Raw genomic sequence first — 15,650 nt, forward strand, 5'->3', positions numbered from 1 at the left:
TCGTTACATCCGACCTGACCCCCTCACCTGATCAGTCTTTCGGGACGTTTTGTCCACGGGCAATTTTGTCCCTACGCGGCGCATGGAAAGGCCGCAGAATCAGCATTTGAAAGCATTGACCCAGGTCATGGCGCGTTGCAATGACCCTACGCTTTCTACATACTTGCGGCCGATTTTTAATCCTAATAAAACACCCAAACCGTGGAACCTTAGAATGAGCACAGCAATCAGTCCGACTGCTTATAACTATAAGGTAGTCCGCCAGTTCGCCATCATGACGGTGGTCTGGGGGATCCTTGGCATGGGGCTCGGTGTCTTCATCGCCTCTCAACTGGTCTGGCCGGAATTGAACTTCGGTCTGCCCTGGACGAGCTTTGGACGCCTGCGCCCGTTGCACACAAACCTGGTGATTTTCGCCTTCGGTGGTTGTGCACTGTTTGCCACTTCCTACTACGTCGTGCAGCGAACCTGCCAAACGCGACTGATTTCCGACAGCCTCGCGGCCTTCACCTTCTGGGGTTGGCAAGCGGTGATCGTCGGCGCCATCGTTACCTTGCCGCTGGGTTACACCACCACCAAGGAATACGCTGAGCTGGAATGGCCCCTGGCTATTCTGCTGGCCATCGTCTGGGTCACCTACGGTCTGGTGTTCTTCGGCACCATCACCAAGCGCAAGACCAAGCACATCTATGTGGGCAACTGGTTCTACGGTGCCTTCATCGTTGTGACTGCGATGCTGCACATCGTCAACCACATGTCGCTGCCGGTCAGCCTGTTCAAGTCCTACTCCGCCTACTCGGGCGCGACCGACGCGATGATCCAGTGGTGGTACGGCCACAACGCCGTAGGTTTCTTCCTGACCACGGGCTTCCTGGGGATGATGTACTACTTCGTGCCGAAACAGGCCGAGCGTCCGATCTACTCCTATCGCCTGTCGATCGTGCACTTCTGGGCGCTGATCACCCTCTACATCTGGGCCGGTCCTCACCACCTGCACTACACCGCACTGCCGGACTGGGCCCAGTCCCTGGGCATGGCCATGTCGATCATCCTGCTGGCACCAAGCTGGGGCGGCATGATCAACGGCATGATGACCCTGTCGGGTGCCTGGCATAAGCTGCGCACCGACCCGATCCTGCGTTTCCTGGTCGTCTCCCTGGCCTTCTACGGCATGTCGACCTTCGAAGGTCCGATGATGGCGATCAAGACCGTGAACTCGCTGTCGCACTACACCGACTGGACCATCGGCCACGTACACGCCGGCGCCCTGGGCTGGGTTGCGATGATTTCCATCGGTGCGGTCTACCACATGATTCCAAAACTGTTCGGTCGCGCGCAGATGCACAGCGTCGGCCTGATCAACGCGCACTTCTGGCTCGCGACCATCGGTACCGTTCTGTACATCGCCTCGATGTGGGTAAACGGCATCACCCAGGGCCTGATGTGGCGTGCAATCAACGATGACGGCACCCTCACCTACTCGTTCGTCGAAGCGCTGCAGGCCAGCCACCCGGGCTTCATCGTTCGCGCATTGGGCGGCGCATTCTTCGCCACCGGCATGCTGCTCATGGCCTACAACGTATGGCGCACCGTCCGTGCCTCGAACCCGGCAGAAGCTGAAGCCGCCGAACAGATCGCTGTAGTTGGAGCTCACTGATGAAGCATGAAGCAGTCGAGAAGAACATTGGCCTGCTGGCCTTCTTCATGGTTATCGCCGTCAGCGTTGGCGGCCTGACCCAGATCGTTCCGCTGTTTTTCCAGGACGTGACCAACAAGCCGGTCGAAGGCATGAAGCCTCGCTCCGCCCTTGAACTGGAAGGCCGCGACATCTACATCGCCAACGGCTGTGTCAGCTGCCACTCGCAGATGATCCGCCCGTTCCGTGCTGAAACCGAACGTTACGGCCACTACTCGGTCGCCGGTGAAAGCGTCTGGGATCACCCGTTCCTGTGGGGTTCCAAGCGTACCGGTCCGGACCTGGCCCGCGTCGGTGGTCGTTACTCCGATGACTGGCAGCGTGCGCACCTGTACAACCCGCGCAACGTGGTGCCGGAGTCGAAAATGCCGGCCTACCCGTTCCTCGTGGAAAACAAGCTCGACGGCAAAGACACCGCCAAGAAAATGGAAGTCTTGCGCGCGCTCGGCGTCCCTTACACCGACGAAGACATCGCCGGTGCCAAGGATGCCGTGAAGGGCAAAACCGAAATGGACGCGCTGGTGGCCTATCTGCAAGGCCTGGGCACCATCATCAAAAGCAAACGGTGATCTAAATGGATATCGGGATGATTCGTGGCCTGGGCACCGTCGTCGTGATGGTGGCCTTCGTAGGTCTGGCCTTGTGGGTGTTCAGCCCCAAGCGCAAGTCGGAGTTTGAAGACGCGACCTTGCTGCCTTTCGCGGATGATCCCGAAGCCATCAAGCACGTCGAGCAAGCTTCTAGGAGTAACAAAGAATGACTACATTCTGGAGTCTGTACGTCACAGTCCTCAGTCTCGGTACGATCTTTTGCCTGACCTGGCTGCTGCTGTCGACCCGCAAGGGCCAGCGCAGCGAGGCGACCGAAGAGACGGTTGGACACTCTTTCGACGGGATCGAGGAGTACGACAACCCGCTGCCGAAATGGTGGTTCATGCTGTTCGTGGGCACCATCGTTTTCGCCTTGGGCTACCTGGTGCTGTACCCGGGCCTGGGTAACTGGAAAGGCCTGCTGCCAGGCTACAACTACCTGGATAACGAAAAGCAGACCGCGTTCGCCAACGGCCAGACCGGCTGGACTGGCGTTCACGAGTGGGAAAAGGAAATGGCCCGTTCGGACGCCAAGTTCGGTCCGATCTTCGCCAAATTCGCCGCCATGCCGATCGAAGAAGTCGCCAAGGACCCGCAAGCCCTGAAGATGGGCGGCCGCCTGTTCGCCTCCAACTGCTCGGTTTGCCACGGTTCCGACGCCAAGGGCGCCTACGGTTTCCCTAACCTGACCGACGCCGACTGGCGCTGGGGTGGTGAGCCGGAAACCATCAAGACCACCATCATGGGCGGCCGCCACGCGGTCATGCCGGCGTGGGCTGAAGTGATCGGCGAGCAAGGCGTTGCGGACGTTGCCGCGTTCGTACTGACCAACCTCGATGGCCGCAAGCTGCCGGAAGGCACCAAGGCCGACCCGGTCAACGGCCAGAAGCTGTTCGCCGCCAACTGCGTGGCTTGCCACGGTCCGGAAGGCAAAGGCACCCCGGCCATGGGCGCACCTAACCTGACTCATCCGGCTGCGTTCATCTACGGTTCGAGCTTCGCTCAACTGCAGCAGACCATCCGTTACGGTCGTCAGGGCCAGATGCCTGCGCAAGAGCAAATGCAGGGCAACGACAAGGTTCACCTGCTGGCCGCTTACGTCTACAGCCTCTCTCATGGCGAGAAAGCTGCTGCGGAAGGTGCCCAGTAAGGCAAACGCTTGATGCAACAAAAAAGGCCCCGCCAATGTGAATTGGCGGGGCCTTTTTTATCGTTGCCCTGAAACGCGACAGGCACTAGGTTTGGAAGGCTCGGATTTCCAACAAGGGTTGAATCATGAAAGACACCCCCGACTTGCCACCAAACCTCAATCAACAAGAAGATCAAACCCCCGACTGTGCCAGCGATTGCGACCTTGTTGAGAGTCTACGGATGCCTGAAGACAACATCGACTTCCAACCTCCGCGAGCAATCATCATCAGAAGGCCATTGCAGGATTGACTCCGTCCCACCTGAAAACCGGCCATAATTCACAAGTCAATTGATACAGGTCATTACACGGTCATTTGGATTCCACCAACGTGACCAAAGGTCGCACCCTTGAGCCAGAGCGACAGGCGTATCATTGCGCCACTGCAACACCCCTTTTTGACCGCGGTCGGCACGTACTGACCGAGGCATTTTTCCACTGCCGTGGGATGCAACCGATGAGCAACCAGATTCCGGTACACGACGTTACTCCGCCCGCCAAAAACGCGAATAACAGCGTCGACCTCTACGCCTCCCGGGAAAAGATCTACACCCGCGCCTTCACCGGCCTGTTTCGCAACCTGCGGATGGCAGGCGGTGCCTTTTTGTTTCTGCTGTATTTCGGGACGGTGTGGCTGAACTGGGGCGGGCATCAAGCCGTCTGGTGGAACTTGCCAGAGCGTAAATTCTTCATCTTCGGCGCGACCTTCTGGCCCCAGGATTTCATACTGTTGTCGGGCATGCTGATCATCGCTGCGTTCGGCCTGTTCTTCATCACGGTTTACGCCGGCCGGGTCTGGTGCGGTTACACCTGCCCGCAGAGCGTCTGGACCTGGATCTTCATGTGGTGCGAAAAGGTCACCGAAGGCGACCGCAACCAACGGATCAAGCTCGACAAGGCGCCGATGAGCGCCAACAAGTTCCTGCGCAAGTTCAGCAAGCACGCGATGTGGCTGCTGATCGGCTTCGTCACCGGCATGACCTTCGTCGGCTACTTCTCGCCCATCCGCGAACTGACCATCGACTTCTTCACCGGCGAGGCCGATGGCTGGTCGTATTTCTGGGTCGGTTTCTTCACGCTCGCCACCTATGGCAACGCCGGCTGGCTGCGTGAACAGGTGTGCATTTACATGTGCCCCTACGCGCGCTTCCAGAGCGTGATGTTTGACAAGGACACCCTGATCGTCTCCTACGACCCGCGCCGTGGTGAAGGCCGTGGCCCGCGCAAGAAAGGCATCGACTACAAGGCCCAGGGGCTGGGCGACTGCATCGATTGCACCATGTGTGTCCAGGTCTGCCCGACCGGCATCGACATCCGCGACGGCCTGCAGATCGAATGCATCGGCTGTGCCGCCTGCATCGATGCCTGCGACGCCATCATGGACAAGATGGAGTACCCGCGCGGCCTGATCAGCTACACCACCGAGCACAACCTGTCCGGGCAGAAAACCCACAAACTGCGTCCGCGCCTGATCGGCTATGCCGTGGTGCTGCTGGCCATGATCAGCTTGCTGGTGACGGCGTTCTTCATGCGTTCACTGGTGGGCTTCGACGTCAGCAAGGACCGCGTGCTGTATCGCGAAAACGCCGAGGGCCGGATCGAAAACGTCTACAGCCTGAAGATCATGAACAAGGATCAGCGCGACCACACCTATGTCCTTGAAGCCAGCGGCCTGCCGGACCTCAAGCTGCAAGGTCGACGCGAGATCAAGGTGGCGGCCGGCGATATCGTCAGCCAGCCGGCCGAACTGTCCGTGGCCCCGGAACACCTGCCATCGAGCACCAACGAGGTGAAATTCATCCTCAAGGACGCCGATGACGCCAGCATTCACGTTGAAGCCAAGAGCCGATTCATCGGCCCACAAAATCGTTGAGAGAAGTGATCATGCCCGCAGCAAACGCCGCAAGCCCCTGGTACAAGCACCTTTGGCCATGGATCATCATCGGGATTCTGGCCTGCTCGGTGACCCTGACCTTGTCCATGGTGACTATTGCGGTGAACCACCCGGACAACCTGGTCAATGACAACTACTACGAGGCCGGTAAAGGCATCAACCGCTCCCTCGACCGCGAACTGCTGGCGCAGACCCTGTTGATGCGCGCCAGCGTTCGCATGGACGATGTCACCGGTGAAGTCGACTTGCGCCTGAGCGGCAACAGCCAGCCCAAAACCCTCGAGCTCAACCTGATCTCGCCGACCCAGCCTGAGAAGGACCGCAAGATCGTCCTGACCCGTAGCGAAACCGAGCAGGGTCGCTACCTCGGCCAGTTGAGCGACAAGATCGAGGGCCGGCGCTTTGTCGAATTGCTCGGCACTCAGGACGACCATATCTGGCGCTTGTTCGAGGAAGAATCGGTCGACCATGAAAAGGACCTGCTGCTGGGTGACGAACCCCTGCAGGGCGCGGAAGACCTGAAAAAGTAAACAGCGCGCTTCGCGCATCGCGAGCAGGCTCGCTCCCACAATGGACCGCTATCTCCTGTGGGAGCGAGCTTGCTCGCGATGAGGCCCTATCCGACGCTACAGTTTCAGCGGTATCAATGAAAATCCAATGACCACCCCACTCCCCTGCTACCACTGCGCCCTGCCCGTCCCGGCCGGCAGCCGCTTCACCGCGGCGGTCCTTGGGCAAACCCGCGAATTCTGCTGCCCGGGCTGCCAGGCGGTGGCCGAAGCGATTGTGGCCGGTGGGTTGGAAAGCTATTACCAGCATCGCAGCGAAGCCTCGGCCAACCCCGAAGCGCTGCCTGTGCAGTTGGTCGATGAACTGGCGCTGTACGACCGCGCCGATGTGCAGCAACCCTTTGTCCGCCATGAAGGCGAGCTGGCGGAAACCACGCTGCTGATGGAAGGCATCAGCTGCGCTGCCTGTGGCTGGCTGATTGAGAAACACCTGCGCGCGATGCCGGCGGTGGCTGAAGCGCGGTTGAACCTGTCGAACCATCGTTTGCACGTACGCTGGGCCGACGCGCAGTTGCCCCTCAGCCAGGTACTCAGCGAACTGCGCCACATCGGCTACGCGGCCCACCCTTACCAGCCCGACCGCGCCAGCGAACAACTGGCCAGCGAAAACCGCCTGGCCCTGCGCCAACTCGGGGTCGCCGGCCTGTTGTGGTTCCAGGCGATGATGGCGACCATGGCCACCTGGCCGGAATTCAACATCGACCTCAGCCCAGAGTTGCACGCGATTCTGCGCTGGGTGGCGATGTTCCTCACCACCCCGATCGTGTTCTACAGCTGCGCACCGTTTTTCAAGGGCGCCATGCGCGACCTGCGCACCCGCCACCTGACCATGGACGTTTCCGTATCGCTGGCGATTGGCAGTGCCTACATCGCCGGGATCTGGACCTCGATCACCGGCGTCGGCGAACTGTATTTCGATGCGGTCGGCATGTTTGCTCTGTTCCTGCTGGCCGGGCGCTACCTCGAGCGCCGCGCCCGGGAACGCACCGCCGCCGCCACCGCGCAGCTTGTCAACTTGCTGCCAGCCTCCTGCCTGCGCCTGTCCGACAACGGCCAGAGCGAACGCATTTTGCTGAGCGAACTGAAGGTGGGCGATCAGGTGCTGGTGCATCCGGGGGCGATCCTTCCAGCGGATGGCAAGATTCTCGACGGCCAATCAAGCATCGATGAATCGCTGCTGACCGGTGAATACCTGCCGCAACCTCGCACCCCAGGCGACGCTGTCACCGCTGGCACCCTGAATGTCGAAGGCGCGTTGACCGTACAAGTCCAGGCGCTCGGCCAGGACACTCGGCTCTCCGCCATCGTCCGCCTGCTGGATCGCGCCCAGGGCGAAAAACCGCGACTGGCGGAAATCGCCGACCGCGCCTCGCAATGGTTCCTGTTGCTGACACTGATCGCCTCCTTCTGCATTGGCGTGCTGTGGTGGCAGCTGGATTCATCGCGAGCGTTCTGGATTGTCCTGGCCATGCTGGTCGCCACCTGCCCTTGCGCCCTGTCCCTGGCCACGCCGACCGCCCTCACCGCCGCCACCGGCACCCTGCACAAACTCGGTTTGTTGCTGACCCGCGGCCATGTGCTCGAAGGCCTGAACCAGATCGATACGGTGATTTTCGACAAGACCGGCACCCTGACCGAAGGCCGACTGGCGCTGCGCTCGATCCGCCCCTTGGGCGCCCTCGACCGCGATCAATGCCTGAGCCTGGCCGCCGCCCTGGAAAATCGTTCCGAGCACCCCATCGCCCGTGCCTTCGGTCGCGCGCCACTGGCCGCCGAAGAGGTGCACAGCTCTCCCGGCCTGGGCCTTGAAGGGCGGGTTGGCGAGCAGCGCCTGCGTATCGGCCAGCCCGGTTTTGTCTGCGAACTCAGCGGTGTCGCCGAACCCTTGATGCCGGATGAAGCCGGGCAATGGCTGCTGCTGGGGGATCAACAGGGGCCACTGGCCTGGTTCGTGCTCGATGACCGTCTGCGCGCCGACGCCCCGGCCCTGCTGGCCGCGTGCAAGGCGCGCGGTTGGCGTACCTTGCTGCTGTCCGGCGACAGTTCGCCGATGGTTGCCAGCGTCGCGGCCGAACTCGGCATCGACGAAGCCCTGGGCGGCCTGCGCCCGGACGACAAGTTGCAGGTTCTGCAGCAGCTGCACCAACAGGGCCGCAAGGTGTTGATGCTCGGAGATGGTGTCAATGATGTGCCGGTACTGGCCGCTGCCGACATCAGCGTCGCCATGGGCTCGGCCACCGATCTGGCGAAGACCAGCGCCGATGCGGTGTTGCTGTCCAATCGCCTTGATGCCCTCGTAGAAGCGTTCAGCCTGGCCCGGCGCACCCGGCGGGTCATCATCGAGAATTTGCTGTGGGCCGGGCTGTACAATGGCCTCATGTTGCCATTCGCCGCCCTCGGCTGGATCACCCCGGTGTGGGCCGCGGTTGGCATGTCCATCAGTTCGTTGACCGTGGTGCTCAATGCCCTGCGCCTGACTCGCCTGCCAAGTGCGCCGGTTGCAGCCACCACGCCAGAAACCCGCCCGCTGCCGGCCTGAGCCGCTCGGGCATGGAGTCCAGATGCCAGCTCTTTACGTGATGATCCCGGCCGCACTGCTGATCGTGGCCATCGCTATCTTCATTTTCTTCTGGGCAGTCGACAGCGGTCAGTACGACGACCTCGACGGTCCGGCCCACAGCATCCTGTTCGACGACCAGGACCCGAACCACACCGCAGCCGTCGACGAGGCCAGCGGCCAGCCGGGCAAACCCGACGACAAGGCGCCGCCCCATGCTTGAATTGGCGCCATTGCTGGTGTCTGCGGTGATTCTTGGTCTGCTCGGTGGCGGTCATTGCCTGGGCATGTGCGGCGGCTTGATGGGCGCGCTGACCCTGGCGATTCCCAAGGAACAGCGCAGCCGCCGCTTTCGCCTGCTGCTGGCTTACAACCTCGGTCGAATTCTCAGCTATGCCACTGCCGGCCTGCTGATTGGCCTGGCCGGCTGGGCGGTGGCCAACAGCCCGGCGGCGATGTTCATGCGCGTGCTCGCCGGCTTGTTGCTGATTGCCATGGGCCTGTACCTGGCTGGCTGGTGGAGCGGCCTGACACGCATCGAAAGCCTCGGCCGCGGCCTGTGGCGGCATATCCAGCCCATTGCGAACAAACTGTTGCCGGTGTCGAGCTTTCCCCGCGCATTGCTGCTGGGCGCACTCTGGGGCTGGCTGCCGTGCGGCCTGGTCTACAGCACCCTGCTGTGGTCGGCCAGCCAGGGCAATGCGCTGGACAGCGCGCTGCTGATGCTCGCGTTCGGCCTCGGCACCTGGCCGGTGCTGCTCGCCACGGGGCTGGCGGCGGAGCGGGTGACGGCGTTGTTGCGCAAGCGTAGCGTGCGCATGGCCGGCGGGTTGCTGGTCATGCTGTTTGGCATCTGGACCTTGCCGGGGCCGCATCAGCATTGGTTGATGGGGCACTGATCCTGTGGCGAGGGAGCTTGCTCCCGCCGGGCGCGAAGCGGCCCAAAAGAAACAGGCCTGCTGCGCAGTCCAGCGGGAGCAAGCTCCCTCGCCACAAAAAGCATCAAAGCCAACAACCACCCTTGACGCAAATCAAGATCCCCAACCCTCCCGCCCCCTAGACTGGCCAGCACCGCCAGCCCATTCCGGGGGATGCCCGCATGCTGCTCGACGCCATTCGTTGGGACACCGATCTGATCCGCCGTTATGACCTGGCGGGACCGCGCTACACCTCCTATCCGACCGCCATGCAATTCAACGCCCAGGTCAGCAGCTTCGATCTGCTTCACGCCCTGCGCGACAGTCGCAAGGCCCTGCGGCCCTTGTCGCTGTACGTGCACGTGCCGTTCTGCGCGAACATTTGCTACTACTGCGCCTGCAACAAAGTCATCACCAAGGATCGTGGCCGCGCCCTGCCCTACCTGCAGCGCCTGGAACAGGAAATCCAGCTCATCGCCTGCCATCTGGACCCGGCGCAAAAAGTCGAACAGTTGCATTTCGGTGGCGGCACGCCGACCTTCCTCAGCCATGACGAATTGCGTCAACTGATGGCGCACCTGCGCGAGCACTTCAATTTGCTCGACGACGATTCCGGCGACTACGGCATCGAAATCGACCCCCGTGAAGCCGATTGGTCGACCATGGGGCTGTTGCGCGAGCTGGGCTTCAACCGGGTCAGCATCGGCCTGCAAGACCTCGATCCGGCGGTACAGCGCGCGGTCAATCGCCTGCAGACCCTGGAGCAAACCCGTGCGGTGATCGACGCGGCCCGCACCCTGCAATTCCGCTCGATCAACATCGACCTGATCTACGGCTTGCCGAAACAGACCCCGGACAACTTCGCCCGCACCGTCGAGGAGGTCATCAACCTGCAACCGGACCGACTCTCGGTCTTCAACTACGCCCACCTGCCGGAACGGTTCATGCCGCAACGGCGGATCAACAGCAATGACCTGCCGACGCCCGCGCAGAAACTGGAGATGCTGCAGCGCACCATCGACCAGTTGACCGCTGCCGGTTACCGCTACATCGGCATGGATCACTTCGCCCTGCCCGACGATGAACTGGCGATTGCCCAGGAAGAATCGACCCTGCAACGCAACTTCCAGGGCTACACCACCCACGGTCACTGCGACTTGATCGGCCTGGGAGTATCGGCAATCAGTCAGATCGGCGATCTGTACTGCCAGAACAGCAGCGACCTGACCCAATACCAGAACAGCCTGGCCTCTGCGCAACTGGCCACCAGCCGTGGCCTGGTGTGCGACGCCGATGACCGGCTTCGCCGCGCCGTGATTCAACAGTTGATCTGCCATTTCAGCCTGGACTTCGCCGAGGTCGAACAGGCTTTCAACATCGATTTCCAGGGCTATTTCGGCGAACTTTGGCCGCAATTGCAGCAAATGGCCAAGGATGGGTTGATCGAACTGGATCGCGAAAGAATCAACGTATTGCCTGCCGGGCGCTTGTTGGTGCGTTCGGTGTGCATGGTATTTGACGCCTACTTGCAGCAGCACAGCCAGCAGCGCTTTTCCCGGGTGATCTAGCCAGCTGCGACAAATCCGCCATGCGCTGGCCCCAACCTCCTGCGCTGAGTTACCCTTACAGCCTATGTGTGTTTTCCCACAAGGATTGAAGAAATGTCCGAGCCAGTAAAACTGCGCACTCATAATCAGGCTCACTGCAAGGACTGCAGCCTGGCCCCGCTGTGCCTGCCACTGTCGCTGAATCTGGAAGACATGGATGCACTGGACGAAATCGTCAAACGTGGCCGGCCGCTGAAAAAAGGCGAATTCCTGTTCCGCCAGGGTGACACCTTCGATTCCGTTTACGCCGTGCGTTCCGGCGCGTTGAAAACCTTCAACCTGAGCGATGCCGGCGAAGAACAACTCACCGGCTTCCACCTGCCAAGCGAGCTGGTCGGCCTCTCGGGCATGGACACCGAAAAACATCCGGTGTCGGCACAGGCCCTGGAAACCACCTCGGTATGTGAAATCCCCTTCGAACGACTCGACGAACTGGCCCTGCAACTGCCACAGCTGCGCCGTCAGTTGATGCGGGTGATGAGCCGTGAGATTCGCGACGATCAACAGATGATGTTGCTGCTGTCGAAGAAGACCGCCGACGAGCGTATCGCCACCTTCCTGGTCAACCTGTCGGCACGTTTCCGTGCCCGGGGCTTCTCTGCCAACCAGTTCCGCCTGAGCATGTCGCGCAACGAAATCGGCAACTACCTGGGCCTGGCGGTGGAAACCGTGTCGCGGGTGTTCACGCGCTTCCAGCAGAACGAGCTGATCGCCGCCGAAGGCAAGGAAATCCGCATCCTCGACCCGATCCAGCTGTGCGCCCTGGCCGGTGGTTCGGTCGAAGATTGATCCCGCCGATTTGCGGCTGAGCGAAACGGTTCAGCCGCCGTTATAATGCGCCGTTTGCAGCCCTGCCAGGACAACACCACGATGGCCCTCGACTCCTTCGACATCAAATCCCTTATCCGCCCAGTGATCGACTTTCCCAAGCCGGGCGTGATTTTTCGCGACATCACCCCGCTGTTCCAGTCGCCAACGGCCATGCGCGTGGTGATGGACAGCTTCGCCCATCGTTATGTCGAGGCCGATTTCACCCACATCGGCGCCATGGACGCCCGTGGCTTCCTGATCGGCTCGGTGCTGGCCTATCAACTGAACAAACCGCTGGTGCTGTTCCGCAAGCAAGGCAAGTTGCCCGCCGACGTGCTGGCCGAGGGTTACGCGACCGAATACGGCGAAGCCTTCCTGGAAGTTCATGCCGACAGCTTGTGCGAAGGCGATTCGGTGGTGATGTTCGATGACCTGATCGCGACAGGCGGCACCCTGATTGCAGCGGCGAACCTGATCCGCCGCATGGGCGCCCGGGTGCATGAAGCGGCGGCGATCATTGATCTGCCGGAACTGGGTGGGTCGCAGCGTCTGCAAGACATGGGGATTCCGACGTTCTGCCTGACGCAGTTTGCCCTCTCCGAACAGTAAACATCATCGCGAGCAGGCTCGCTCCCACAGTTGATTTTTGTCGTACACAACATTTGTGTTCACAGAAAATCCCTTGTGGGAGCGAGCCTGCTCGCGATTGCGCCTGCCACAGCACCACATATTCAAAGCCCCATCTGCTTGCTGATGATCTCGTTCATCACTTCCCGCGTCCCCCCGCCAATCGACAGAATCCGGTTATCCCGGTACAGCCGCTCCACCAGGCTTTCGCGCATGTAACCCAGGCCGCCGAGGATCTGCACGGCGTCAAAGGTAATTCGGTCAGCAGTGTCAGTGGCGACATTCTTGGCCATGGAAATTTCCTTGATCACGCTCTGCCCGGCAGCCATTTTCGCCGCCTGCCGGTAGGTGAATTCCCTTGAGACTTCCAGCGCCGTGGCCATTTCCGCGAGGCGGTGCTTGATCACCTGGAACTTGCCGATGGGCTTGCCGAAGGCCTCGCGCTCGCGTGCCCACTTCAGGCTTTCTTCCAGCGCAAGCTGCGCGGTCATGTTGGCCATCAGGGCCAGCGCCAGGCGCTCGCTCTGGAAATTGCCCATGATGCAGGCGAAGCCCATGTTTTCCCCGCCGATCAGATTGTCCACAGGCACCTTGCAGTCATCGAAGAACAGTTCGGCGGTGTCCGATGCCCACCAGCCCATCTTTTTCAGCTGCCGCCCCACGGTGAAGCCGGGAGTGCCCTTCTCGATCAACAAAAGGCTGATGCCGGCGAAACCCGGCTCGCCGGTGCGCACCGCGACCGTATAAAAATCTGCGCGTACGCCACTGGTAATGAAGGTCTTGCTGCCGTTGACCCGGTAAACATCGCCGTCGCGCACGGCGCGGGTTTGCAGGTTCGCTACATCGGAACCGCCGCCGGGTTCGGTGACAGCCAGGGCGCTGATCTTCTCGCCCGACAACACCTGCGGCACGACCCGGTCCCGGACTTCGGGCCTGGCCCACTTGAGGATCGGCGGCAGACCGATATCCAGCGACCCCAGCCCCGCCACCAAGCCGCCGGAGCCACAACGCATCAGTTCTTCGCTGGCGGCGACCTTGGCAAACAGGTCGCCTTCATGGCTGCCGCCGAAACGTTCCGGGTAACCGATACCGAGAATCCCCGCCGCGCCGGCCTTGAGATAGAGCTCACGGGGGAAGCTTTCGGCCTCTTCCCACTGGTCGATGCCCGGAAGAATCTCGCGCTCGACGAAACGTCGGACGCTGTCGCGGATCAATTGGTGGCTGGGGTCGAAGTATTCGGCAAAGGCAGGCATCGGCGAACTCCACGGAAGGGGTTCGCCGACGTTAACCGAGCGCTTGCTTGGTTTTCAACAGAAAGGTGTGAATCAGGGAGACCGAGGCGCCTGCATCGCGGGCAAGCCCGCTCCCACAGGATATCCACCATCTTGAGATCGGCGCAGAACCTGTGGGAGCGAGCCTGCTCGCGATGGCGTCAATCCATATAGCGCCTGACTTCAGAGAGAAATCGGCTTACGCCCGGCAAACGAATGCGCCAACGTCCCGCCATCCACCAACTCCAGCTCCCCGCCCAGCGGCACGCCATGGGCAATGCGCGAAGCGACCAGGCCTTTGCTGCTGAGCAACTGGGCGATGTAATGCGCCGTGGCTTCGCCTTCGACGGTCGGGTTGGTGGCGAGGATGACTTCGGTGAACGTCCCCGCTTCTTCGATCCGCGCCATCAACTGCGGAATGCCAATGGCCTCCGGCCCCAGGCCATCGAGGGGTGACAGGTGCCCCTTGAGCACGAAATAGCGACCGCGAAAGCCCGTCTGCTCCACCGCGTAGACGTCCATCGGTCCTTCCACGACGCACAGCAAAGTGTCGTCGCGCCGGGTGTCGGCGCATTGCGGGCACAGGTCATCTTCAGTCAGCGTGCGGCACAGACGGCAGTGGCCGACCCCTTCCATGGCCTGGCTCATGGCCTGCGCCAGTCGCACGCCACCACTGCGATCACGTTCGAGCAACTGCAACGCCATGCGCTGGGCGGTTTTCTGACCCACGCCCGGCAGCACGCGCAGGGCATCGATCAGTTGGCGAATCAAAGGGCTGAAGCTCATGGGGAAACATCCGACAAAACAACGAGACGCGGTTTATACCCGCGCCTCTGGTTAGCGTCAAATGGCTATGCCACTCAGGCCTGGGCGACCCGAATCACCAGCTTGCCGAAGTTGCGCCCCTCCAGCAGACCGATGAACGCCTGGGGTGCGTTCTCCAGGCCATCGACCACATCTTCGCGGAACTTGACCTTGCCGTCGCGCACCCAGGGCGCCATGGCGCTGGCAAATTCCGGCTGGCGGTCGCCATAGTCGTCGAACACAATGAAACCCTGAATCCGCACGCGCTTGGTCAGCAGCGTCCGCTGCAACTGAGGCAGGCGATCCGGCCCGCTCGGCGCCTGGGTGGCGTTGTAGGAAGCAATCAGGCCACACAGCGGAATCCGCGCCTTGGGATTGAGCAACGGCACCACCGCGTCGAACACCTTGCCGCCGACGTTTTCGTAATAGATGTCGATGCCCTTGGGGCAGGCTTTGGCCAGTTCATCGGCGAAGTCCACACTCCTGTGGTCGATGCAGGCGTCGAAGCCCAGCTCTTGCACCACATAGCGACATTTGTCCGCGCCCCCGGCCACACCCACCACGCGCAAGCCCTTGAGCTTCGCCACTTGCCCGACCACCGAACCCACTGCACCGGAAGCGGCCGCGACCACCAGGGTTTCGCCGGACTTCGGCTGGCCGATATCCATCAGGCCCATGTAGGCCGTCATGCCCGGCATGCCCAGCACGCCGAGGGCCATGGAGGGGCTCGGCAGCCCCGACGGGATCGGCATGATGCTGCGGCCGTCATTGATGCTGTGGCTCTGCCAGCCCGTGGCGCCCACCACCAGATCGCCTTCCTGAAACTTCGGATTGAGCGAACGCTCGACCCGACTGACCGCGCCACCGGTCATCACCGCACCGATTTCCACCGGTGCCGCGTAGGACGGCGCGTCACTCATGCGCCCACGCATGTAGGGGTCCAGGGACAGATATAGCGTCTTGAGCAGCACCTCGCCGTCGGCCAGCTCGGGCAGTGCTACACGCTCCAGGCGGAAGTTCTCGGGGGTCGGCGCGCCGACGGGGCGCGAGGCCAGGACGATGCGTTGGTTGAGGGTCAGCGGGTCAGTCATGGCAGCGTCTCCTGTGATCGATGATCGG

Annotated in this window: 16 protein-coding genes; 13 read left to right on the plus strand and 3 right to left on the minus strand. The window is 61.6% G+C overall.

Features of this window, described 5'->3' with window-relative positions; translation table 11 throughout:
* Positions 1–214 precede the first annotated feature (214 nt).
* From ccoN to ABTV29_RS22365, 13 genes are all read left to right on the plus strand, one after another.
* Entirely contained in the window at positions 215–1,657 is a 1,443-nt protein-coding gene (gene ccoN, locus ABTV29_RS22305) for a cytochrome-c oxidase, cbb3-type subunit I (protein WP_110967184.1), read from the plus strand.
* Complete coding sequence (gene ccoO / locus ABTV29_RS22310; RefSeq protein WP_095197330.1) at positions 1,657–2,265, plus strand: cytochrome-c oxidase, cbb3-type subunit II; 609 nt, start codon at positions 1,657–1,659, stop codon at positions 2,263–2,265. The genes ccoN and ccoO overlap by 1 nt, the downstream gene beginning before the upstream one ends.
* 5 nt (positions 2,266–2,270) lie before the next feature.
* Positions 2,271–2,456 (plus strand): CcoQ/FixQ family Cbb3-type cytochrome c oxidase assembly chaperone, encoded by a 186-nt coding sequence (locus ABTV29_RS22315; RefSeq protein WP_032831505.1) that lies wholly within the window; start codon positions 2,271–2,273, stop codon positions 2,454–2,456.
* Positions 2,453–3,436, plus strand: coding sequence for a cytochrome-c oxidase, cbb3-type subunit III (ccoP, locus tag ABTV29_RS22320; RefSeq protein WP_433766823.1), 984 nt, complete (start codon positions 2,453–2,455; stop codon positions 3,434–3,436). The genes ABTV29_RS22315 and ccoP overlap by 4 nt, the downstream gene beginning before the upstream one ends.
* Before the next feature lie 125 nt (positions 3,437–3,561).
* Entirely contained in the window at positions 3,562–3,726 is a 165-nt protein-coding gene (locus ABTV29_RS22325; protein WP_433766824.1) for a hypothetical protein, read from the plus strand.
* Between the two features lie 206 nt (positions 3,727–3,932).
* Positions 3,933–5,348 carry a cytochrome c oxidase accessory protein CcoG gene (gene ccoG / locus ABTV29_RS22330; protein ID WP_433766825.1) on the plus strand — a complete coding sequence of 472 codons (1,416 nt, stop codon included), beginning with the start codon at positions 3,933–3,935 and terminating at the stop codon, positions 5,346–5,348.
* An 11-nt stretch (positions 5,349–5,359) separates the two neighbouring features.
* Complete coding sequence (locus tag ABTV29_RS22335) at positions 5,360–5,899, plus strand: FixH family protein (RefSeq protein ID WP_433766826.1); 540 nt, start codon at positions 5,360–5,362, stop codon at positions 5,897–5,899.
* A gap of 127 nt (positions 5,900–6,026) precedes the next feature.
* The gene (locus ABTV29_RS22340) at positions 6,027–8,477 is read left to right on the plus strand and encodes a heavy metal translocating P-type ATPase (protein WP_433766827.1); all 2,451 of its coding nucleotides are present in this window, start codon (positions 6,027–6,029) and stop codon (positions 8,475–8,477) included.
* A gap of 22 nt (positions 8,478–8,499) precedes the next feature.
* Complete coding sequence (gene ccoS / locus ABTV29_RS22345) at positions 8,500–8,718, plus strand: cbb3-type cytochrome oxidase assembly protein CcoS (RefSeq protein WP_433766828.1); 219 nt, start codon at positions 8,500–8,502, stop codon at positions 8,716–8,718.
* Positions 8,711–9,394 carry a sulfite exporter TauE/SafE family protein gene (locus ABTV29_RS22350; protein WP_433766829.1) on the plus strand — a complete coding sequence of 228 codons (684 nt, stop codon included), beginning with the start codon at positions 8,711–8,713 and terminating at the stop codon, positions 9,392–9,394. The genes ccoS and ABTV29_RS22350 overlap by 8 nt, the downstream gene beginning before the upstream one ends.
* 203 nt (positions 9,395–9,597) lie before the next feature.
* Positions 9,598–10,980, plus strand: coding sequence for an oxygen-independent coproporphyrinogen III oxidase (gene hemN, locus ABTV29_RS22355; protein ID WP_433771978.1), 1,383 nt, complete (start codon positions 9,598–9,600; stop codon positions 10,978–10,980).
* 93 nt (positions 10,981–11,073) lie between these two features.
* Entirely contained in the window at positions 11,074–11,808 is a 735-nt protein-coding gene (fnr, locus tag ABTV29_RS22360; RefSeq protein ID WP_433766830.1) for a fumarate/nitrate reduction transcriptional regulator Fnr, read from the plus strand.
* 81 nt (positions 11,809–11,889) lie between these two features.
* Positions 11,890–12,438, plus strand: coding sequence for an adenine phosphoribosyltransferase (locus ABTV29_RS22365; RefSeq protein ID WP_433766831.1), 549 nt, complete (start codon positions 11,890–11,892; stop codon positions 12,436–12,438).
* Between the two features lie 122 nt (positions 12,439–12,560).
* On the opposite strand, the gene ABTV29_RS22370 is transcribed toward ABTV29_RS22365, so the two are convergent.
* The 3 genes from ABTV29_RS22370 to ABTV29_RS22380 all read right to left on the minus strand — a co-directional run bounded on the left by ABTV29_RS22370 (position 12,561) and on the right by ABTV29_RS22380 (position 15,622).
* Entirely contained in the window at positions 12,561–13,709 is a 1,149-nt protein-coding gene (locus ABTV29_RS22370) for an acyl-CoA dehydrogenase family protein (RefSeq protein ID WP_433766832.1), read from the minus strand.
* Positions 13,710–13,910: 201 nt separating this feature from the next.
* Positions 13,911–14,513 (minus strand): recombination mediator RecR, encoded by a 603-nt coding sequence (recR, locus tag ABTV29_RS22375; protein ID WP_110967172.1) that lies wholly within the window; start codon positions 14,511–14,513, stop codon positions 13,911–13,913.
* A 74-nt stretch (positions 14,514–14,587) separates the two neighbouring features.
* Complete coding sequence (locus ABTV29_RS22380) at positions 14,588–15,622, minus strand: NADP-dependent oxidoreductase (protein ID WP_433766833.1); 1,035 nt, start codon at positions 15,620–15,622, stop codon at positions 14,588–14,590.
* Positions 15,623–15,650 lie beyond the last annotated feature (28 nt).

The organism is Pseudomonas putida (assembly GCF_050989985.1).
Taxonomy (GTDB): Bacteria; Pseudomonadota; Gammaproteobacteria; order Pseudomonadales; family Pseudomonadaceae; genus Aquipseudomonas; species Aquipseudomonas putida_AI.